This window comes from Geojedonia litorea (genome assembly GCF_042654525.1).
Classification (GTDB): Bacteria; Bacteroidota; Bacteroidia; order Flavobacteriales; family Flavobacteriaceae; genus Geojedonia; species Geojedonia litorea.
The window spans coordinates 78062-96960 of record NZ_JBHSGP010000007.1 but is presented as its reverse complement, the minus strand read 5'-3'; the positions used below and the strand labels follow the sequence as shown (position 1 = coordinate 96960).

24 protein-coding genes are annotated in these 18899 nt (G+C 33.5%); 9 read left to right on the top strand and 15 right to left on the bottom strand.

Going from position 1 to position 18899, the window contains the following annotated elements; genetic code table 11:
* Positions 1–582 carry an NUDIX hydrolase gene (locus ACFO5O_RS04070; protein WP_387961207.1) on the bottom strand — a complete coding sequence of 194 codons (582 nt, stop codon included), beginning with the start codon at positions 580–582 and terminating at the stop codon, positions 1–3.
* Positions 583–703: 121 nt separating this feature from the next.
* Here ACFO5O_RS04070 and pyrE point away from each other — a divergent pair, with 121 nt between their 5' ends.
* Together pyrE and ACFO5O_RS04060 are read left to right on the top strand one after the other, a co-directional pair.
* Complete coding sequence (pyrE, locus tag ACFO5O_RS04065) at positions 704–1348, top strand: orotate phosphoribosyltransferase (RefSeq protein WP_387961205.1); 645 nt, start codon at positions 704–706, stop codon at positions 1346–1348.
* 33 nt (positions 1349–1381) lie between these two features.
* On the top strand, positions 1382–1777 hold the full coding sequence (locus ACFO5O_RS04060; protein WP_387961203.1) for an SRPBCC family protein: 396 nt from the start codon (positions 1382–1384) through the stop codon (positions 1775–1777).
* On the opposite strand, the gene ACFO5O_RS04055 is transcribed toward ACFO5O_RS04060, so the two are convergent.
* Positions 1774–2505, bottom strand: coding sequence for a biotin--[acetyl-CoA-carboxylase] ligase (locus ACFO5O_RS04055; protein ID WP_387961201.1), 732 nt, complete (start codon positions 2503–2505; stop codon positions 1774–1776). The genes ACFO5O_RS04060 and ACFO5O_RS04055 overlap by 4 nt on opposite strands.
* A 95-nt stretch (positions 2506–2600) precedes the next feature.
* Here ACFO5O_RS04055 and rsfS point away from each other — a divergent pair, with 95 nt between their 5' ends.
* The 6 genes from rsfS (at position 2601) to ACFO5O_RS04025 (ending at position 7359) form a co-directional block, all read left to right on the top strand.
* Complete coding sequence (rsfS, locus tag ACFO5O_RS04050; protein ID WP_387961199.1) at positions 2601–2972, top strand: ribosome silencing factor; 372 nt, start codon at positions 2601–2603, stop codon at positions 2970–2972.
* A 10-nt stretch (positions 2973–2982) separates the two neighbouring features.
* Positions 2983–4911: an ATP-dependent zinc metalloprotease FtsH gene (gene ftsH, locus ACFO5O_RS04045; protein WP_387961197.1), complete on the top strand. Its 1929-nt coding sequence runs from the start codon at positions 2983–2985 to the stop codon at positions 4909–4911.
* Between the two features lie 114 nt (positions 4912–5025).
* Positions 5026–5631, top strand: a complete 606-nt coding sequence (locus ACFO5O_RS04040; protein WP_387961195.1) for an LUD domain-containing protein — start codon at positions 5026–5028, stop codon at positions 5629–5631.
* Positions 5632–6453: a phosphatidate cytidylyltransferase gene (locus tag ACFO5O_RS04035; protein WP_387961194.1), complete on the top strand. Its 822-nt coding sequence runs from the start codon at positions 5632–5634 to the stop codon at positions 6451–6453.
* Positions 6443–7096 carry a phosphatidylserine decarboxylase family protein gene (locus tag ACFO5O_RS04030; protein WP_387961192.1) on the top strand — a complete coding sequence of 218 codons (654 nt, stop codon included), beginning with the start codon at positions 6443–6445 and terminating at the stop codon, positions 7094–7096. Before ACFO5O_RS04035 ends, ACFO5O_RS04030 begins: the two co-directional genes overlap by 11 nt.
* The gene (locus ACFO5O_RS04025) at positions 7093–7359 is read left to right on the top strand and encodes an acyl-CoA-binding protein (RefSeq protein WP_387961190.1); all 267 of its coding nucleotides are present in this window, start codon (positions 7093–7095) and stop codon (positions 7357–7359) included. The genes ACFO5O_RS04030 and ACFO5O_RS04025 overlap by 4 nt, the downstream gene beginning before the upstream one ends.
* A gap of 15 nt (positions 7360–7374) precedes the next feature.
* Here the strand turns inward: ACFO5O_RS04025 and ACFO5O_RS04020 are convergent, their stop codons facing one another.
* The 3 genes from ACFO5O_RS04020 to ACFO5O_RS04010 are packed head-to-tail and all read right to left on the bottom strand — an operon-like array spanning position 7375 to position 10957.
* Positions 7375–8676 (bottom strand): M20/M25/M40 family metallo-hydrolase, encoded by a 1302-nt coding sequence (locus tag ACFO5O_RS04020; RefSeq protein WP_387961188.1) that lies wholly within the window; start codon positions 8674–8676, stop codon positions 7375–7377.
* 19 nt (positions 8677–8695) lie between these two features.
* On the bottom strand, positions 8696–9610 hold the full coding sequence (locus tag ACFO5O_RS04015) for a dimethylarginine dimethylaminohydrolase family protein (protein ID WP_387961186.1): 915 nt from the start codon (positions 9608–9610) through the stop codon (positions 8696–8698).
* Positions 9611–9670: 60 nt separating this feature from the next.
* Positions 9671–10957: a citrate synthase gene (locus tag ACFO5O_RS04010; RefSeq protein ID WP_387961184.1), complete on the bottom strand. Its 1287-nt coding sequence runs from the start codon at positions 10955–10957 to the stop codon at positions 9671–9673.
* Positions 10958–11159: 202 nt separating this feature from the next.
* On the opposite strand from ACFO5O_RS04010, the gene ACFO5O_RS04005 reads away from it, so the two are divergent.
* Positions 11160–11921 (top strand): DUF481 domain-containing protein, encoded by a 762-nt coding sequence (locus tag ACFO5O_RS04005; protein ID WP_387961183.1) that lies wholly within the window; start codon positions 11160–11162, stop codon positions 11919–11921.
* A gap of 15 nt (positions 11922–11936) precedes the next feature.
* Here ACFO5O_RS04005 and eno read toward each other — a convergent pair whose 3' ends face one another.
* The 10 genes from eno to infA all read right to left on the bottom strand — a co-directional run bounded on the left by eno (position 11937) and on the right by infA (position 18896).
* The gene (eno, locus tag ACFO5O_RS04000; protein ID WP_387961181.1) at positions 11937–13229 is read right to left on the bottom strand and encodes a phosphopyruvate hydratase; all 1293 of its coding nucleotides are present in this window, start codon (positions 13227–13229) and stop codon (positions 11937–11939) included.
* A gap of 158 nt (positions 13230–13387) precedes the next feature.
* Positions 13388–14491 carry a glutamine-hydrolyzing carbamoyl-phosphate synthase small subunit gene (gene carA / locus ACFO5O_RS03995; protein WP_387961179.1) on the bottom strand — a complete coding sequence of 368 codons (1104 nt, stop codon included), beginning with the start codon at positions 14489–14491 and terminating at the stop codon, positions 13388–13390.
* Between the two features lie 64 nt (positions 14492–14555).
* On the bottom strand, positions 14556–15254 hold the full coding sequence (locus tag ACFO5O_RS03990) for a hypothetical protein (protein ID WP_387961177.1): 699 nt from the start codon (positions 15252–15254) through the stop codon (positions 14556–14558).
* Positions 15255–15335: 81 nt separating this feature from the next.
* A complete protein-coding gene (rplQ, locus tag ACFO5O_RS03985) occupies positions 15336–15824 on the bottom strand; it encodes a 50S ribosomal protein L17 (protein WP_119029649.1) in 489 nt (162 codons plus the stop codon).
* Positions 15825–15885: 61 nt separating this feature from the next.
* Positions 15886–16878, bottom strand: coding sequence for a DNA-directed RNA polymerase subunit alpha (locus ACFO5O_RS03980; RefSeq protein ID WP_387961175.1), 993 nt, complete (start codon positions 16876–16878; stop codon positions 15886–15888).
* A gap of 94 nt (positions 16879–16972) precedes the next feature.
* Positions 16973–17578, bottom strand: a complete 606-nt coding sequence (rpsD, locus tag ACFO5O_RS03975) for a 30S ribosomal protein S4 (protein ID WP_387961173.1) — start codon at positions 17576–17578, stop codon at positions 16973–16975.
* A gap of 115 nt (positions 17579–17693) precedes the next feature.
* Complete coding sequence (gene rpsK / locus ACFO5O_RS03970) at positions 17694–18077, bottom strand: 30S ribosomal protein S11 (RefSeq protein WP_119029652.1); 384 nt, start codon at positions 18075–18077, stop codon at positions 17694–17696.
* A gap of 105 nt (positions 18078–18182) precedes the next feature.
* On the bottom strand, positions 18183–18557 hold the full coding sequence (gene rpsM, locus ACFO5O_RS03965; protein WP_387961170.1) for a 30S ribosomal protein S13: 375 nt from the start codon (positions 18555–18557) through the stop codon (positions 18183–18185).
* 2 nt (positions 18558–18559) lie between these two features.
* On the bottom strand, positions 18560–18676 hold the full coding sequence (gene ykgO, locus ACFO5O_RS03960; protein WP_008269159.1) for a type B 50S ribosomal protein L36: 117 nt from the start codon (positions 18674–18676) through the stop codon (positions 18560–18562).
* 4 nt (positions 18677–18680) lie between these two features.
* Positions 18681–18896 (bottom strand): translation initiation factor IF-1, encoded by a 216-nt coding sequence (gene infA, locus ACFO5O_RS03955; protein WP_027126052.1) that lies wholly within the window; start codon positions 18894–18896, stop codon positions 18681–18683.
* Between the last annotated feature and the right edge of the window lie 3 nt (positions 18897–18899).

Here is an 18899-nt window from a genome sequence, read left to right as displayed (position 1 = left end):
CTAGACTAGCTCCCTAATATTAGCATAGCTATTTTCAAGTGCTTCAGCAGCTTCTTTTGGATTAAGCCATTGTACTTTCGTAATACCTTCGGTGTGTTCGGGTTCTAATGGGCCATTGTAAGATGTTTTCATCTCAAACCAATAAGTTATCTTTATTTTGTGGCGTCCGTTTCGTTTAAAAATATGATAGGTAGTATCTAAAGGCTTTACGATTTCTAGGTTTTTAACTCCTGTTTCTTCTTCAACCTCTCTTATAGCTGTTTCTTCAATACTCTCTTTACGTTCAATCTTTCCTTTAGGCAAATCCCATTTATCGTTTCGATAGATAAAAAGTATCTCACCCTTTTCGTTAAAAACCTTGCCCCCTCCAGCTACAACCTTGGGCAATTTTTTTAAAAACTTTTTTAAAAGTTTGCTCTCCTTTTTACCAACAAGTCGTATTTCCTGTACTGATGATTTATTTAATTCCTTAATGATCTTGCCTATTTTAGCCGACTCAAGAAGGTAATTTTTAAAATCCCCTTCCATACATACTTCGGTAGTTAAAATAATAGGTTTGTCATTGACAAAAACTTTATACATAGTAAAGGTTTGCTATTGATGGTGGTAAAAATATCATTTTTTGATATATACCGACAATTTTAAAAAGTATTTTATTTCATATTTAAAAAACGATATGGTTAAAATTGTTTAGTTTTGCGCTATGATTTTTGATGAACAAACCGCCAAAGAAACGGCTGATTTATTATTGCAGATCAATGCTATAAAGCTTCAGCCTAACGATCCCTTTACTTGGGCATCAGGATGGAAATCCCCAATTTATTGTGACAACAGAATTGTTTTATCCCATCCACCAATACGAAATTATATACGCTCTGCCATTGCTAAACACATTGAACAAACTTTTGGCAAACCCGACGTTATAGCTGGAGTTGCTACTGGGGCCATTGGAATTGGTATTTTAGTCGCCGAGTTTTTAGGGTTACCCTTTATCTATGTTAGGCCAGAAGCAAAAGGTCATGGGCGAAAGAACCAAATTGAAGGCTATATTGAAGCTGGACAAAATGTAGTTGTTGTAGAAGATCTTATTAGTACCGGAAATAGTAGTTTAAACGCTGTTAAGGCTTTAATCGATGCTAAAGTTAAGGTTAAAGGAATGGTAGCTATATTTTCGTATGGTTTTGAAGTGGCAACGGAAAATTTTAAAGAAAACGAAGTGACATTATACACGCTTAGTAACTACGAAAATTTATTGGATCAGGCCTTAAAAACTAAATACATAACCACCAAAGAGCGAAAAATTTTAGCACAATGGAATGCCAATCCGAGTGAATGGAATGCTAATTAATATATTTCTATACTTATAATAATCAATAATTTTATGAATTTAGAATCCCCTACAGTAACCATAAAAAAACCGGCTCAAGATACGTTTGAGTTCTTATCTAACGTAAAAAACTTTGAACAATTGATGCCGGAGAATATCAGCAAATTCGAAGTATTAGGCGAAGATACATTTGTTTTTGCCTTAAAAGGAATGCCCGAAATTATCCTAAAAAAGAAAGAAGCAATTGCCCCAAATAAAATTGTCTTGGGTGCTGCTGGAGGGAAATTAGACTTCTCACTAACTGGCGATATCAAAAGTGTTGATGATAGTACCAGTGAAGTACAACTAACATTTAATGGTGACTTCAACCCAATGATGGCTATGATGATTAAAGGCCCCATAAGTAAATTCATTGAAACTCTGGCAACCAATTTGCCTTCTAAAGTTTAATACAATAAAGAGACCTCTTTCAAGTCAAATTCTTTTACTATTCCGTCTTCGATTAAAACTTGAAGGTTACCTGCTTTTGAAACACCTTGAATATATCCTGTAAATAAATTGCCTTCATAATCTTTAAAAGTTGAAGGCTTATTCTTCCTAAAAAGTTGCTTTTCATAACTTGATTTAAGTTTATCAAACGCTTTTTGCTCTAGTAAAGAGAAATAATATTTCAAACTATTCAAGATGACCTGTAACACCTCATCTGGGTCAAAAACCTGTCCCGTTATTAATCTTAAGGAAGATGCCGATGGTAAATTTTCAAATTCAGTTTGATTAATATTCAGTCCAAATCCAATTATTGAGGCTTTTGGTTTCTTCGAACTTATGACATTTTCTATTAAAACGCCTCCAATTTTCATGTTGTCTGACAAAATGTCGTTAGGCCATTTTATTTTTAATCCTTTAATATCAAACGTCTTCAAGGCCCCTATAATGGCCAATGCAACTGCCATACTTATACAAAAATGCTCATCTACTTTTAAAAAAGAAACATCTTTAAACACACTAACTGTAAGATTTTTTCCTTTTTCAGATCTCCATTCGCTTCCCATTTGCCCCCTTCCATTGGTTTGATGATTGGCTATTACTACTGTGAAATCTTCAACCATTGAAGCACTGCTCAATTGTCGTAAAAAGGAATTGGTAGAATCAATGGCATCAAGTTTGATTATGTGCATATATCAAGAAATAATAATTTATATTATTCTTAAGAACATTTAAGGTTAATAAGAAGCAAAAAAATAATAACTTTGCACAAATTTAAATCAAATTAATGGCGAAAGAAAATACGAGCGCAGATCAATTAATAACAACAATACTAGGTGGCATTGAAGATGTTAAAGGAAAGGAGATTACAATTCTAGATTTAAGAGAAATTGAGAATACCGTATGTGATTATTTTGTGATTTGTGAAGGGACTTCAAATACCCAAGTCAACGCCATTGTAAATTCCGTTCAAAAAAAGGTAAGTAAAGAATTAAAAGACAACCCATGGCACATTGAAGGAAGCGACAATGCCGAATGGGTTCTAATTGATTACGTTAATGTTGTTGTACATGTATTCCAAAAACATATTAGACAATATTACGATATTGAAAGCCTTTGGGGTGATGCCAAAACAACCGTGATAGAAACTAGTTACTAATAAAACATTAATGAGTAAAGACAATAAAAATCCAAATAAAAAACCAAAACTGAATCCCTACTGGATTTATGGTGTAGTAATTACTATATTTCTTGGGATGCAGTTATTTTATGGTGGTTTTGGTGGGCAAAGTTCGGCTACCATAACCCCTTCTAAATTTTTAGAATATTTAGATCAAGGCGATGTAGCAAAAGTTGAAATTGTTAATAGGAGAGAAGCTAAAGTATACCTTACTAAAGAAGCTGTAGAAAAAGAAGTTCATAAAGCTACAAAGCCTAATAACATTTTGCCAGCAATGACTCCTTCCCCAAATTATACATTTGAATTTGGAGATCTTCAAAATTTTGAAAAAGAAATCAATGAAACCATTGGGGCAAATAATCTTACTACAGAGTTAAAATACAAAACAGAAGAAAATCTTTGGGGCAATTTCCTCATTTCGCTACTTCCATTTATTTTGATTATTGGGGTTTGGATTTTTATTATGCGAAGAATGTCATCTGGTTCTGGCGGTGGAGCTGGAGGTCAGATTTTTAATATCGGAAAATCTAAAGCACGCCTTTTTGACGAGAAGACTGATGTAAAAACATCATTTAGGGATGTCGCTGGATTAGAAGGTGCAAAAGAAGAAGTACAAGAAATTGTTGACTTCCTAAAAAACCCTGAAAAATACACCTCACTTGGAGGTAAAATACCTAAAGGCGCCCTTTTAGTTGGGCAACCAGGAACAGGAAAAACCCTATTAGCTAAAGCCGTTGCCGGTGAAGCCCAAGTTCCCTTCTTTTCATTGTCTGGTTCAGATTTTGTTGAAATGTTTGTAGGTGTTGGAGCTTCGCGAGTAAGAGATTTGTTTAAACAGGCTAAAGAAAAATCGCCAGCCATTATTTTTATCGATGAGATTGACGCTATAGGTAGAGCTCGTGGAAAAAGTAACTTTTCAGGCTCTAATGATGAACGTGAAAATACGCTGAATCAATTGCTCACAGAGATGGATGGCTTTGGAACTAATACCAATGTAATTGTACTTGCAGCTACTAACAGAGCTGATGTTTTAGATAAAGCTTTAATGCGAGCTGGGCGTTTTGATAGGCAAATTTTTGTGGATTTACCAGACGTTAGAGAACGAAAAGAAATTTTTGAAGTTCACCTTAGACCAATAAAACAATCTGAAACTTTGGACATCGATTTTCTGGCAAAACAAACGCCAGGATTCTCTGGAGCAGATATTGCCAATGTATGTAATGAAGCTGCTTTAATTGCCGCTAGAAATGGTAAGAAAGCCGTTGACAAGCAAGATTTTCTAGATGCGGTAGATAGAATTGTTGGTGGATTAGAAAAGAAAAACAAAATCATAACTCCAGATGAAAAACGTGCTGTTGCTTATCATGAAGCTGGTCACGCCACTATTAGTTGGATGCTTGAACATGCCGCTCCACTGGTCAAAGTAACTATTGTACCTAGAGGACAATCTCTTGGCGCTGCTTGGTATCTCCCTGAAGAGCGACTTATTGTAAGACCCGAACAAATGTTGGATGAAATGTGTGCTGCTTTAGGTGGACGTGCAGCTGAAAAAGTAATTTTTGATAAAATCTCTACAGGTGCTTTAAGTGACTTAGAAAAAGTAACGAAACAAGCACGTGCGATGGTTACTATTTATGGGTTAAGTGACCAAGTGGGGAATCTTACCTATTACGATTCTTCTGGACAAACGGAGTATGGATTTACCAAACCTTACAGTGAAAAAACTGCAGAGCTTATTGATAAAGAAATTTCAAATATTATTGAAACACAATATCAGCGTGCAATTAAACTACTTGAAGACAACAAGGATAAACTAACTCAACTAGCCGAAGTTTTATTGGAAAAAGAGGTGATTTTCAAAGACAATTTAGAAAAGATTTTTGGAAAACGACCTTTTGCAAAAGATGAAGAAGAGTAATTAAAACGCTCTGTGAATATCATATAAAAAACTTAAATTAATCATGGATTAATTTAAGTTTTTTTATATTTGATGAAATCAATTCACCGTAGTGGTTAATAGCACAATTCTTAAATGAGTCTATTTCGTAAAATCTTTGGTCTTAAAGACAATTCCGAAGAACATATAAAAAGCGAAGAGAGAGGCAAATATATGCCCGAAATAAAACTGCCAATAGACGAACGTTTTACTATAAATTTTAAAGCTAATGGCGGAAAGTTTTTGTATTGTGAAAACATGCAGGAAGTTCATCAAAGTTTAAAAAACATTCTAGAAGAAAATAAATGGAGTGATAAGTATGTTTTAGTTTTGGATGAAAAACTAAAAGAGATTTTCAAGAACTTCGACCTTAATTGCACAAGAAAAGCTTCTGAAAGCACTTATTTTTTGTCCACCTGTGAACATCTAATTTCAGATGACGGTTCATTGTTGATTTCTTCAAATCAAATTGCAGAAAAAAAATTAAAAGATTTACCTCCAAATTTTATCATTTTCGCTACAACTAGCCAATTCGTTGAAAATATTGGCGAAGGTTTAAGAGGGATAAAAGGTAAAAACAGAGAAAAAATTCCTACAAACATTACTACCATAAAACACTTTAAAACTTTAGAGGAAAAAGACTTTCTAACCTACGGAAGTAGCTCAAAAAACTTATATTTGCTGCTTCTAGAAGACCTATAAATGAAGGAACTTGGTACAAGAGCCATATCAGGAGCATTATACATTACTTTACTTATTGTTTCGTTGTTTTGGCAACACGCTGTTATTGTTTTATTTTTTGTGTTTGGTTTTATTTGTCTTGCTGAATTCAATAAACTCATACAATTAAAAAGTAAGATTCCATTTATAATCTATACTATATTATATCTTGGATTTAGCTACTGGCCAATTGTTCTAGAAACCTCATCAGGCTTTATTGAGGCTCTACAAATACTTCATGTCATCACTATTTTTGTTCAGTTAATACTAATTAAAGATCTATTTTCGGAAAAAACAATCCCTTTATTTAGCTCTAAACGATTCATTATCACTACATTTTATTTAAGTAGTGCTTTTGTATTTTTAGTATACATTGCGAATTTTAATTATACTTTTACGCCATTGCTCCTTTTAGGTGCTTTTGTATTGGTTTGGGTGAATGACACTTTCGCTTATTTAATTGGTAAAAACTTCGGAAAACAAAAGCTATTCCCTAGTATCTCTCCTAAAAAAACGGTTGAAGGCTTTTTAGGCGGATTATTTTTTTCATGTGTATCTAGCTATTTTATTGCTAACTTTACAGAGTTATTTGATTCAACCTTTTGGTTATTAATGAGTATTATTATAAGCGTCTTTGGCACGCTGGGAGACTTGATTGAGTCTAAATTTAAACGCCAAGCCAAAGTAAAAGATAGTGGTGTTTTGATGCCAGGGCATGGCGGATTATTAGATAGATTAGATAGTATTATTTTTGCAGCACCCTTTATTTATTTATTTTTAAGAATAATAGTATATGTTTCATAAAGAAGGCCATAAAATTATTTTCGTAACGCTCGTTATTGTAGTAGCAGCACTGTTTTTAATTGATGCCTATATAGAATTAGCATGGTTAAGAACGATATTAATGCTTGTTATGGTATTCTTTCTTATAACCATACTCCAATTTTTTAGAAACCCTAAACGAATTACACAATTAAATGACCACCAAATTCTATCACCTGTTGACGGTAAAGTAGTTGTAATAGAAGAGGTTTTTGAAAAAGAATTTTTTAAAGAGAAAAGAATACAGGTTTCTGTGTTTATGTCGCCAATTAATGTTCATGTTACCCGTTACCCAATTGGTGGTCAAGTTGTCTATAGCAAATATCATCCTGGAAAATATTTGGTAGCTTGGCACCCTAAAGCCAGCGAAGAAAACGAACGCACTACTGTGGTGGTTGAGAACAACACCGTAGGTAAAATTCTTTACAGACAAATAGCTGGAGCCCTTGCAAAACGGATTGTTAACTATGCAAAAGTTAACGATACTGTTAAACAAGGTGCAGATTCTGGATTTATTAAATTTGGATCAAGGGTGGATGTGTTTTTACCTTTAGATTCCAAAATTAAAGTAGAACTAAATCAAAAAGTAAAAGGAGGCGAAAGTATTCTCGCCCAATCCCCATGACTTCTGAAGAGTTAGACATAGAATTTAGAGATGCCGTTGAAAGGATTAACAGCTTTACAGAGCCTTTCCCAGCCGATCTATTGCTGCGATTATATGCTTACTACAAAAAAGCCACAAATGACTACGGAAGACCAAGTAGCCGTAAACCAATCATAAACGCTTTCAAAACTAACGCATTATTTCAAGTTAAAGATGTCACTCAAGATGAAGCCAAACGCATTTATATTGACTTGGTAAACAATTACTTTTTATACGGGAAATAGTAGCCTCTATTTAATTTATTCCTGAATCAATCTATAAATTAATAGTGCTGTACGCTTCGTTAAAGCTTCAATCGTTTTTAAATTCACTGTTTCTTTAGGTGTATGAGCGCCGCTTCCCATGGTTCCTAAACCATCCAAACAATCTACGTACGATGCTACAAATGAAACATCAGCTGCGCCGCGTTTGCCAGGGTCATAGCCTGTAACTTCACCCTGATTTAAGTCTAAACTTACTTGATTCAACAACTTTAAAAGGTTTTTATTACCCTCCGTTGGAGGCATGGCTGGATAACTATCTACAAAAGAGATTGTAGCAGAGGTTTGCGGTAAATTGTTTGCGACGATGGATTTCATTTTTGAACGTGCATTTTCCTTTTGCTCTTCTGAAATAAAACGAAGTCCCCCATCAACCACAACTGTTTGAGCCACAACATTACTTTTACCAAAAGCTGTTCCTTTACTATGATCACTATCATAGATAACATCAGTTCCTCCTAATATGACTCCAGGATTAAAAGTTAAAAAGTCTTCTCCTTTTACCTCTGTATAAAATGAATTCAGAATTCTCGACGCTTCAAAAATTGCTCCTGCACCAGTGTTTTCAGAAAAAATACCTGATGAATGTGCTGTTTTACCTTTGACTTCCAATTTCCATCCGGAAGATCCCCGTCTTGCAACAGTGGCATAATTAAAGCCTGTAGATGTTTCAAAACCCAATGCAATATCACTGCGTTTTGCAGCCTCAATTAAATCTTTCCTGCTTATTTCTAGAGGTTTCCCTGTACTCTCTTCATCACCTGTATAGGCAACAATGATTTGTGCATTATCCAACAATCCGTTTTCTGCAAGTGCTTTTAATGCAAATAATATAATTACATTACCTCCTTTCATATCATTTCCACCTGGGGCGTGCGCTACACTGTCATTAATCATTTCAAATTCTTGAAATGGACTGTCAGCCTCAAAAACAGTATCTAAATGGCCTATTAAAAGTAATTTTTTGCCTTTATCACCTGATGTTTCGGCAAATAAATGTCCCGAACGATTTACAGCTGATAAGTCAATCCATGAAGTTTTAAAATTGATGTCATCATATGCTGCTTTGAATATCATTCCTACTTTTTTCACACCTTCATGATTCATTGTTCCGCTATTTACGTTAACAACTTCTTTTAGAAAATCGATGGCTTTATTATTGTTAGACTCAATGATGTTTATAATATTGATTTCAGTTGAAGAAAGCTTTTGTGCAATAACTGAACCGACACAAAACAGAGTAATGAGGCTAGCTAACTTAATAGGTGAAATTATTTTCATACTAGGAAATTTAAAAATATTAATCTCTAATCAAAGGCATTGTGGTACAACGCAATAGTCCTTCTTGTTTGGATATTTCGGCATAGGGCACTTCTTCAACTTTGAATCCATTTTCACGTAGCCAATTATTAAGACGTGTAAAGTTGCGTTCTGAAATTATTACATTTTCAGAAATAGAAAACACATTACTATACATATGGTACATCTCGTCTTTGGTGATTTCAAAGATGTTGTCTTTTCCAAAAAAATCAACAAGCCATTGGTATTCTTTTTCGATTAAAAATCCGTTTTTGTGTAAAATGGCTTTATTCTTTCCTATGGGCTGAAAACAGCAATCTAAATGCAAGGCATTTTCTTTGGCATCTGTATTTGATTTACGCAATTCAAAAGCCTTTACTGTTTTATGCGGAAATAGCTCTTGTAATGCAATTACAGCATCCATATTGGTTCTGGCAGTAATATATTGTGAATAATCACTCCCTGAATAAGTTCCTACAAAAATATAATCATTCCAAGGCATTACGTCTCCTCCTTCAACATGACAGTCTTCAGGCAGCTTGATAATATTATCAGGGTTAATTTGATCGATAACATGACGAATTGCTTCAATTTCTTGTTCTCGATCAGGTAGAATGTTAGCTTTAATAAACTTATCTTCTATAACAAAGGCTATATCTCTTGCAAAAATTTGATTGCAGTCCGTTATCACTTTTGGCCGAAAGACTTTAACATTGTACTTTTCAAATACTTGAGCTACAGCATCCATTTCATTAATCATATCTTCTTCGGTAGGATAAGTTCCAGCTTTGATATGCTCTAAAGATTTAGGATCATAAGCGTCGTCGACACTTGGAATAGGCCCATTACTTTTGGCCGTTCCCAAAACTACCGCACGTAGCCTAGAAGTTTCATTATTGATGTTAAGTTGCAGCATGTTGTAAATATAAAAAAAGCTCCATAATACTATGAAGCTTTTAAAGAAAGAAAAATAATTCTATCGTTCGTTAATTGCTTTAAATGGTCTATAGGTTTCACCAGTATAAATTTGTCTTGGACGACCTATCGGTTCTTTATTCAATCGCATTTCTCTCCATTGTGCTATCCAACCTGGTAATCGGCCTAATGCAAACATAACGGTAAACATATCTACCGGAATTCCCATTGCACGGTAAATAATACCTGAATAGAAATCTACATTAGGATATAGCTTTCTATCTACAAAATAAGTGTCCTCTAATGCTTCACGTTCAAGTCCTTTTGCGATATCTAATATAGGGTCTTCAACACCAAGCTCACCAAGAACTTCGTCAGCTGCCTTTTTAATTATTTTAGCTCTAGGATCGAAATTTTTATAAACGCGATGACCAAAGCCCATTAAGCGGAAAGGATCATCCTTATCTTTTGCTTTTGCCATGTACTTTTTAGTATCTCCACCATCAGCTTTTATAGCTTCCAACATTTCTAATACAGCCTGATTAGCACCTCCATGTAATGGGCCCCATAATGCTGATATACCTGCAGACAATGAAGCAAACAACCCAGCATGTGATGATCCTACAATTCGCACTGTTGAAGTAGAACAATTTTGTTCATGATCAGCATGTAAGATTAACAGCTTATCAAGTGCATTAATCATAACAGGATCATGTTTATAATCTTCATTAGGTTGTTTAAACATCATTTTTAAGACGTTTTCAACATAGCCTAAATTTTTGTCGCCATAATCTAAAGGAAGTCCTTGTTTTTTACGTAATGTCCATGCCACCAAAACTGGGAACTTACCCATTATTTTCACAATGGCTTTATACATCTCTTCTTCAGAATTTACATTCACTGAAGAAGGGTTGAAAGCCGTTAATGCGCTTGTTAAAGACGCTAACACACCCATAGGATGGGCTGATTTAGGGAATGCGTCTAAAATCTTCTTAACATCCTCGTCAACAACAGACTGTGATTTAATGTCAGCATGAAATTTATCTAATTGAACTTGATTAGGAAGCTCTCCAAATATCAACAAGAAAGCAACCTCTAAAAAATCAGCTTTTTCGGCTAACTCTTCAATAGAATATCCTCGATATCTTAATATTCCTTTATCACCATCCAAAAATGTGATGGCACTTGTACAAGACCCTGTGTTTTTATATCCAGGATCTAAAGTAATTACTTGATCTGTAACTCCTCTTAAATTATTGATTTTGATCGCCACTTCATTTTCAGTTCCTTTCACTAAAGGAAATTCATATGATTTACCATCTATTTGCAACGTAGCTTTATCTGACATGTATTTTGGACTTTTATTTATTTTAAAGAGCTGCTAATTTACGAAATATCTCACGATTTATAAAAGAAGTTCATAAAGCTTTTTCTAATTGTACTATCAAAAAAATTAATGTAACAAGTGACATGAATTTAGGTAATCAAAAGATTGATTTCATTAAGCATATTTAAAATTAACGCTAAATTTGCCGTTCAATAAATGAGCAATGAAAAGGACCTTAATTTTAAGTTTTTTTGTATTCACTTATTTCCATTTTTCCTATGGACAGGTAATTAATATTGAATCTATGCGTAAGGCAACTGATTCTGCTAAATGGACTGGTTCAGCGAGTTTAGATATTGGATTGATAAAGAATACTTCAAAAGTTTTTAGAGTATCGAGTAAAGCGTTTGTGCAGTACAACAATAAAAAACAACTTTGGTTATTTATTAACGATTTAAATTTTCAAAAAATTGAAGGCAATTCATTTGTAAATAAGGGCACACAACATTTAAGATATAATTATACAATTGCACCAAAAACTAAAATTGAAGCTTTTGCCCAAGCGCAATATGATGCCATTTCTGAAATTGACTTTAGAGGCTTATTAGGCCTTGGACCAAGATTCAAGCTAAGCACCAGCGACAATTATAGAGTTTATCTAGGTACTTTAGTCATGTATGAATATGAAAAAGCATCAGAGGTGGTTTCAGAACGAATACAAAGAGATTTTAGAGCAAGCACCTATTTATCCTTTAGTTTATACCCATCAGAAAACATAACGATTGTTAGTACGAGTTATTTTCAACCCAAATTAGAAGCATTTGCTGATTATAGAATAGCGAATGACACTTCATTGATTCTAAAACTTTTTGACAACTTGGCGTTTAAATCAAGTTTTAGCTATAACTACGATGCCAAACCGGTAATAGAAAGCATACCAAAAACCCAATACGAATTAACGAATGGGCTTTTGTATACTTTTTAAATAAAATTGAATAGTTTACTTAATTTTGAAGGCTTTTTCTTTTGGAAAATAAGCCACTTGACCTAGTTCCTCTTCAATGCGTAACAGTTGATTATATTTAGCCATACGGTCACTGCGAGAAGCAGATCCTGTTTTTATCTGACCAGTATTTAGGGCCACGGCTAAATCAGCTATAGTATTATCTTCGGTTTCGCCTGAACGGTGAGACATTACCGAAGTATAACCAGCATTATGAGCCATGTTAACTGCGGCTATTGTTTCTGTGAGAGTTCCTATTTGGTTCACTTTGATTAAAATAGAATTGGCAATTCCATTTTCAATACCACGTGATAAACGTTCAACATTAGTAACAAATAAATCATCTCCAACCAATTGTACTTTATCACCAATTTTTTCAGTTAAATATTTCCAACCTTCCCAATCATTTTCATCCATTCCATCTTCTATTGAGATAATTGGATATTTGGAAGTCAATTCTGCTAAATAATCAGCTTGTTCTATACTGGTTCTTACTTGGCCAGACTCACCTTCAAACTTAGTGTAGTCATATTTTCCATTCACATAAAATTCGGCTGAAGCGCAATCTAAAGCAATCATAACATCGTCTCCCAACTTATAGCCTGCATTCTCTACTGCTTTTTTAATAGTGTCTAAAGCATCTTCTGTTCCACCAGCAAGATTAGGTGCAAAACCACCTTCGTCACCAACAGCGGTGCTTAAACCTCTGTCATGTAATACTTTTTTAAGATGGTGAAATATTTCAGTTCCCATCTTCATAGCATGCGTGAAATTATTAGCTTTAACTGGCATTACCATAAACTCTTGAAACGCGATAGGTGCATCACTGTGAGAACCTCCATTGATAATATTCATCATTGGTACGGGGAGCGTATTAGCAGAAACGCCACCAACATATCTATATAAAGGCATTCCCAATTCGTTTGCAGCAGCTTTAGCCACTGCCAATGAAACTCCTAAAATAGCATTTGCACCAAGCTTTGATTTATTAGGTGTCCCATCTAAATCGATCATAATTTGATCAATTAAATTTTGATCAAAAACAGATGTACCTAATAACTCTTGTGCTAATATTGAATTAACGTTATCTACAGCTTTTAAAACACCTTTACCCATGTAATCTTTACCACCATCTCTCAATTCAACTGCTTCATGCTCTCCAGTAGAAGCTCCTGATGGAACTGCCGCTCTACCCATTACGCCATTCTCCGTTACTACATCTACTTCTACTGTTGGATTACCTCTCGAATCTAAAATTTGTCTTGCATGAATATTGATAATAATGCTCATTATAATTGGTTTATTAGTTATTAAAATTTGAAAAACAAATTTACGAAATTGTTAAGCTAAATTATATTTGCATAATCATTATTGTATTAATAATAAACGATAATGTTTTCGTAAATGTAAAACCTCAAAAAAGTATATGTTTTTTTGAGGTTTTGGTATTAGTTTCTTTTTATATTTTCTATAAACTGGTCAAAAAGATAAGAGGAATCATGAGGTCCTGGGCTAGCTTCTGGATGATATTGAACTGAAAAACAATTCTTACTTTTCATTTTGATTCCGGCTACTGTATGATCATTTAAATGAACATGAGTAATTTCTATATCAGGATGACGTTCAGTTTCTTCTCTATTGATGGCAAAACCATGATTTTGAGAGGTAATTTCACCTTTACCCGTAATCAAATTTTTGACGGGATGGTTAATTCCTCTATGGCCATGATGCATTTTATAAGTTGAAATACCATTTGCCAAAGCAATTACTTGATGTCCTAAACAAATTCCAAATAATGGTAAATCACGTTTAATGATTTCTTTGGCTACAGCTTGTGCTTCTGCCAATGGCTCTGGATCACCTGGACCATTAGATAAAAAGTAGCCATCAGGATTCCATGCACTCATTTCTTCAAACGTTGTGTTATATGGAAATACTTTTATATAAGAATCTCGTTTAGCCAAGTTTCTTAAGATATTCGTTTTAATACCAATATCTAATGCCGCTATTTTATATTTAGCATTCTCGTCGCCATAAAAATATGGTTCTTTAGTTGAAACTTTAGAGGCTAACTCCAACCCTTTCATATCAGGTACTTTGGCCAATTGAGATTTTAAATCATCTATATTATCAACCTCGGTGGAAATAACGGCATTCATAGCTCCATTATCTCTTATATAACTTACTAAAGCTCTAGTATCGACATCTGAAATAGCCATAACATTGTGTTTCTCAAAGAAATTTTCTAGAGAATCATCAGCACCTACACGAGAATAGTTAAAACTGAAGTTTTTACAAATTAGACCCGCTATTTTAACAGAATTTGACTCTACTTCTTCAGTTAATGTACCATAGTTTCCTATATGTGCATTAGTGGTAACCATCAACTGGCCAAAATAAGAGGGGTCTGTAAAAATTTCTTGGTATCCTGTAGTTCCTGTGTTGAAACATACTTCTCCAAATGCTGTTCCTTTTTTACCTATCGATTTTCCGTAAAAAATTGTGCCGTCTGCCAGTAAGATTAAGGCTTTTTCTCTTTTAGTGTATTTCATTTTTAAAAAGTTTCACAAAATTGCATAAAAAAAAGGATAAACTAAAATGTTTATCCTTTAAATTCTATAAAGAATTATAGTAGGTCAATATTTTTATTAAATCGTCCTCATCTTTATAATTTAGTTTATTATTCTTTACAAATTGATTCAGACTATGATGTAGACTTGGATCAATTAATTCTAAAATATTTTTCTGATTTAACTTAATAGCATTTATTGTACTTGATTGTTTATTCAGAATAAAATACTCTTCATATTTAATATATTTATCTGCAACGATTTGTTGTTGAGTCATGGGGTTATACTTACCTTCTTTAATCTTTACATAATATTTCTTTAAAACATCAAAACCTCTAGTAGTTTTTAGTTCTTGTAAAAATCGTCCATCATATGAAGTTACATAAGGATAGGATTTAAAGACAATAGCATTAATAACAATTTTATCAATATTTTTGGTGTCAATTATAAGTACAGAGTCTTCTGAAAATTTCGCTTCAAATTGTTCCTGTTCAATATTAAAGTTGAACAATGTAGCCACAAATATTTCATCATTCAGATATAATCGAGCCTCATTTTCCCAATTATCAAATAAATAAGGTGTCCCTTCTATAGGTTCTTTACTCTTATTATTATTACTCCAAAACCCTGTGTTTTTAAATCCAACATTACTAGATTTTTGAATTTCCAAAATTGGTTTTATTTCGGTATTTTGTGAATGTAAACAAGTACAGCAAATCAACAATGCAATTAATAGCGTCTTCATAAAAATATTTTTCTAAATCTAAATAAAAAAGGATAAACTTTTACAAGCTTATCCTTTTTTTATTTTACACATATAATTCATTTATTCTTCTTCGTTTGAAGCTTTAGTTTCTGTTACAGGAGCAACTGGTGCAACCGATTCCGAATCTGATTTTTTAGATCTTCCACGACGTGTAGATTTCTTTTTAGCAGGTTTACCAGCATTATAAGTTTCGTTATAATCTACTAGCTCAATCATAGCCATATCTGCATTATCACCTAAACGATTACCGAGTTTAATAATTCTTGTATAACCTCCTGGTCGATCAGCCACTTTTGCAGCTACATCTCTAAATAATTCTGCTACAGCCTCCTTTTGTCTCAATCGAGACATCACAATACGTCTGTTATGTGTTGTGTCTTCTTTAGACTTAGTAACTAATGGCTCAACAAACTGTTTTAAAGCCTTTGCTTTAGCTACAGTGGTGTTAATACGCTTGTGCTCAATTAAAGAACAAGCCATATTAGCTAACATTGATTTTCTGTGAGCTGTTTTTCTACCTAAATGGTTGAATTTTTTTCCGTGTCTCATGACATTTGTTTTTAACCTTCATCTTGCTCAACCCACTTCTAGGGAGCAAAATATGAAGGAATTAATCTTTATCTAATTTATATTTGCTTAAATCCATTCCGAAGTTAAGGCCTTTCACATTAACCAACTCTTCAAGCTCTGTTAATGATTTTTTACCAAAGTTTCTAAATTTCATTAAGTCATTTTTATTGAATGATACTAAATCACCTAAAGTATCAACTTCTGCCGCTTTTAAACAATTTAATGCACGTACTGATAAATCCATATCAACCAATTTGGTTTTCAATAGTTGTCTCATATGAAGTGATTCTTCATCGTAAGTTTCAGTTTGAGCAATCTCATCAGCTTCTAATGTAATACGCTCATCAGAGAATAACATAAAGTGATGGATTAATATTTTTGCTGCTTCAGTTAATGCTTCTTTTGGATGTATAGAACCATCAGTGATGATTTCAAAAATCAATTTTTCGTAATCAGTTTTTTGTTCTACACGGAAGTTTTCAATACTATACTTTACATTTTTTATTGGTGTATAAATTGAATCTGTAAAAATAGTTCCTATTGGAGCTGAAGCTTTCTTGTTTTCTTCTGCTGGAACATAACCACGTCCCTTTTCAATAGTGATTTCCATATTGATACTCACTTTAGGATCTAAATTACAGATCACTAAATCTTTGTTAAGTACTTGGAATCCTGAAATAAATTTTTGAAAATCTCCTGCAGTGATTTGTTCTTGTCCTGAAATTGAAATTGAAACTGATTCGTTGTCTATTTCATCAATTTGACGCTTAAAGTTTACTTGCTTTAAGTTCAAAATCATTTCAGTAACGTCTTCAACTACACCAGCGATTGTAGAAAATTCGTGATCTACACCTTCAATGCGTACAGACGTAATTGCAAATCCTTCTAAAGACGATAACAAAACTCGTCTTAAAGCATTACCTACCGTTAATCCATAACCTGGTTCTAAAGGTCTAAATTCAAATTTACCTTCAAAATCAGAAGAATCAATCATGATTACTTTGTCGGGCTTCTGAAAATTTAATATTGCCATATTTTCTTCGTTTTAATTGTTATTTAGTTGCGCGATTTAAAAGATTGAAGAAGACCAATAAATCCTTTGGCTAAATACCAATACGTTTAATTTATTATTTAGAATATAATTCGACGATGAATTGCTCGTTGATGTTTTCTGGAATCTGAATTCTAGCTGGAACAGAAACATAAGTTCCTTGTTTAGTTTCGTTGTTCCAAGTAATCCATTCATACACATTGCTAGAATTAGACAATGAGTTTTGAATAGCTTCTAAAGATTTAGATTTCTCTCTAACGGCAACAATGTCACCAGCTTTTAATTGATATGAAGGAACGTTTACGATCTCTCCATTTACTGTAATGTGTCTATGAGATACTAATTGTCTAGCACCACTTCGTGTAGGTGACAATCCCATTCTAAAAACAACATTATCCAACCTTGATTCACAAAGTTGTAATAATACTTCACCTGTAATTCCAGGAGCAGCTGTTGCTTTCTTAAACATGTTTCTGAACTGACGCTCTAAAATACCGTAAGTATATTTAGCTTTTTGTTTTTCCATTAACTGGATTGCGTACTCAGATTTTTTTCCACGACGCTTGTTTGCACCGTGTTGACCTGGAGGATAGTTTCTTTTTTCAAAAGCTTTATCATCTCCAAATATAGCCTCGCCAAATTTTCGAGCTATTTTAGTTTTAGGACCAGTATATCTTGCCATTTTTAAATTTAATTATGAGAGTGTTTATGAATTAAGGTCTTAATCTTATCCTTCGATAAACGTTGATCTCTCGTTGATACTTGTTAATATTAATTTTGAATTCAGATTCTCTGAATTATACTCTTCTACGTTTTGGTGGACGACATCCGTTATGTGGTAATGGAGTTACATCAATAATTTCTGAAACTTCAATTCCTGCATTGTGGATTGATCTAATTGCAGATTCTCTACCATTACCTGGGCCTTTAACATACACCTTTACTTTTTTAAGACCAGCTTCCTTTGCTACTGCAGCAGCATCTTCTGCAGCTAATTGAGCAGCATAAGGAGTGTTCTTTTTAGAACCTCTGAATCCCATTTTACCGGCTGATGACCATGAAATAACGTCACCTTTTTTATTTGTTAAAGAGATAATGATATTATTGAATGAAGCAGCAATGTGTGCCTCTCCAATAGAATCAACAATAACTTTACGTTTTTTTGTACTTGACTTTGCCATATTTTTTAGTTTATAGTTGTCAGCTTTTAGTTGTTAGAATCCTAGACTTTTACATTTCAGACAGATTCATCTAACGTCTAAATACTAATGACTAATGTCTTGTTATTATTTAGTTGCTTTTTTCTTGTTAGCAACAGTTTTTCTTCTACCTTTTCTAGTTCTAGAGTTGTTTTTAGTACGTTGACCTCTTAATGGAAGTCCAGCTCTATGACGAATACCTCTATAACATCCAATATCCATTAAACGTTTTATGTTTAATTGAATTTCAGAACGAAGTTCACCTTCAATAGTAAACGTTCCAACGGCATCACGAATGTTTCCAATCTGCTCGTCAGTCCAATCTTCTACTTTAATGCTTTCGTCAACTTTAGCTGTTGCTAAAATTTCTTTTGCTCTACTTTTACCTATTCCATAGATATAAGTTAAAGAGATTACTCCTCTTTTTTGTTTTGGTATGTCTACACCTGCAATTCTTGCCATAATTACCCTTGTCTTTGTTTGAATCTAGGATTCTTTTTGTTAATGACGTAAAGTCTACCTTTTCTGCGCACTAATTTACAGTCGGCGCTTCTTTTTTTAACTGATGCTCTTACTTTCATCGTATTAGTATCTATAAGTTATTCTAGCCTTAGATAAATCATAAGGACTCATTTCTAATTTAACTTTATCTCCTGGTAAAAGCTTTATGTAATGCATACGCATTTTACCAGAGATATGTGCGGTCACAATATGACCATTTTCTAATTCAACACGGAACATTGCATTTGATAATGCTTCGATAATTGATCCGTCTTGCTCTATTGCTGCTTGTTTTGCCATAGT

Excerpts from the sequence above, each read along its gene's own strand:
- ACFO5O_RS04070 (WP_387961207.1), bottom strand. The coding sequence starts at position 582 with ATGTATAAAGTTTTTGTCAATGACAAACCTATTATTTTAACTACCGAA.
- pyrE (WP_387961205.1), top strand. The coding sequence starts at position 704 with ATGATTTTTGATGAACAAACCGCCAAAGAAACGGCTGATTTATTATTG.
- ACFO5O_RS04060 (WP_387961203.1), top strand. The coding sequence starts at position 1,382 with ATGAATTTAGAATCCCCTACAGTAACCATAAAAAAACCGGCTCAAGAT.
- ACFO5O_RS04055 (WP_387961201.1), bottom strand. The coding sequence starts at position 2,505 with ATGCACATAATCAAACTTGATGCCATTGATTCTACCAATTCCTTTTTA.
- rsfS (WP_387961199.1), top strand. The coding sequence starts at position 2,601 with ATGGCGAAAGAAAATACGAGCGCAGATCAATTAATAACAACAATACTA.
- ftsH (WP_387961197.1), top strand. The coding sequence starts at position 2,983 with ATGAGTAAAGACAATAAAAATCCAAATAAAAAACCAAAACTGAATCCC.
- ACFO5O_RS04040 (WP_387961195.1), top strand. The coding sequence starts at position 5,026 with ATGAGTCTATTTCGTAAAATCTTTGGTCTTAAAGACAATTCCGAAGAA.
- ACFO5O_RS04035 (WP_387961194.1), top strand. The coding sequence starts at position 5,632 with ATGAAGGAACTTGGTACAAGAGCCATATCAGGAGCATTATACATTACT.
- ACFO5O_RS04030 (WP_387961192.1), top strand. The coding sequence starts at position 6,443 with ATGTTTCATAAAGAAGGCCATAAAATTATTTTCGTAACGCTCGTTATT.
- ACFO5O_RS04025 (WP_387961190.1), top strand. The coding sequence starts at position 7,093 with ATGACTTCTGAAGAGTTAGACATAGAATTTAGAGATGCCGTTGAAAGG.
- ACFO5O_RS04020 (WP_387961188.1), bottom strand. The coding sequence starts at position 8,676 with ATGAAAATAATTTCACCTATTAAGTTAGCTAGCCTCATTACTCTGTTT.
- ACFO5O_RS04015 (WP_387961186.1), bottom strand. The coding sequence starts at position 9,610 with ATGCTGCAACTTAACATCAATAATGAAACTTCTAGGCTACGTGCGGTA.
- ACFO5O_RS04010 (WP_387961184.1), bottom strand. The coding sequence starts at position 10,957 with ATGTCAGATAAAGCTACGTTGCAAATAGATGGTAAATCATATGAATTT.
- ACFO5O_RS04005 (WP_387961183.1), top strand. The coding sequence starts at position 11,160 with ATGAAAAGGACCTTAATTTTAAGTTTTTTTGTATTCACTTATTTCCAT.
- eno (WP_387961181.1), bottom strand. The coding sequence starts at position 13,229 with ATGAGCATTATTATCAATATTCATGCAAGACAAATTTTAGATTCGAGA.
- carA (WP_387961179.1), bottom strand. The coding sequence starts at position 14,491 with ATGAAATACACTAAAAGAGAAAAAGCCTTAATCTTACTGGCAGACGGC.
- ACFO5O_RS03990 (WP_387961177.1), bottom strand. The coding sequence starts at position 15,254 with ATGAAGACGCTATTAATTGCATTGTTGATTTGCTGTACTTGTTTACAT.
- rplQ (WP_119029649.1), bottom strand. The coding sequence starts at position 15,824 with ATGAGACACGGAAAAAAATTCAACCATTTAGGTAGAAAAACAGCTCAC.
- ACFO5O_RS03980 (WP_387961175.1), bottom strand. The coding sequence starts at position 16,878 with ATGGCAATATTAAATTTTCAGAAGCCCGACAAAGTAATCATGATTGAT.
- rpsD (WP_387961173.1), bottom strand. The coding sequence starts at position 17,578 with ATGGCAAGATATACTGGTCCTAAAACTAAAATAGCTCGAAAATTTGGC.
- rpsK (WP_119029652.1), bottom strand. The coding sequence starts at position 18,077 with ATGGCAAAGTCAAGTACAAAAAAACGTAAAGTTATTGTTGATTCTATT.
- rpsM (WP_387961170.1), bottom strand. The coding sequence starts at position 18,557 with ATGGCAAGAATTGCAGGTGTAGACATACCAAAACAAAAAAGAGGAGTA.
- ykgO (WP_008269159.1), bottom strand. The coding sequence starts at position 18,676 with ATGAAAGTAAGAGCATCAGTTAAAAAAAGAAGCGCCGACTGTAAATTA.
- infA (WP_027126052.1), bottom strand. The coding sequence starts at position 18,896 with ATGGCAAAACAAGCAGCAATAGAGCAAGACGGATCAATTATCGAAGCA.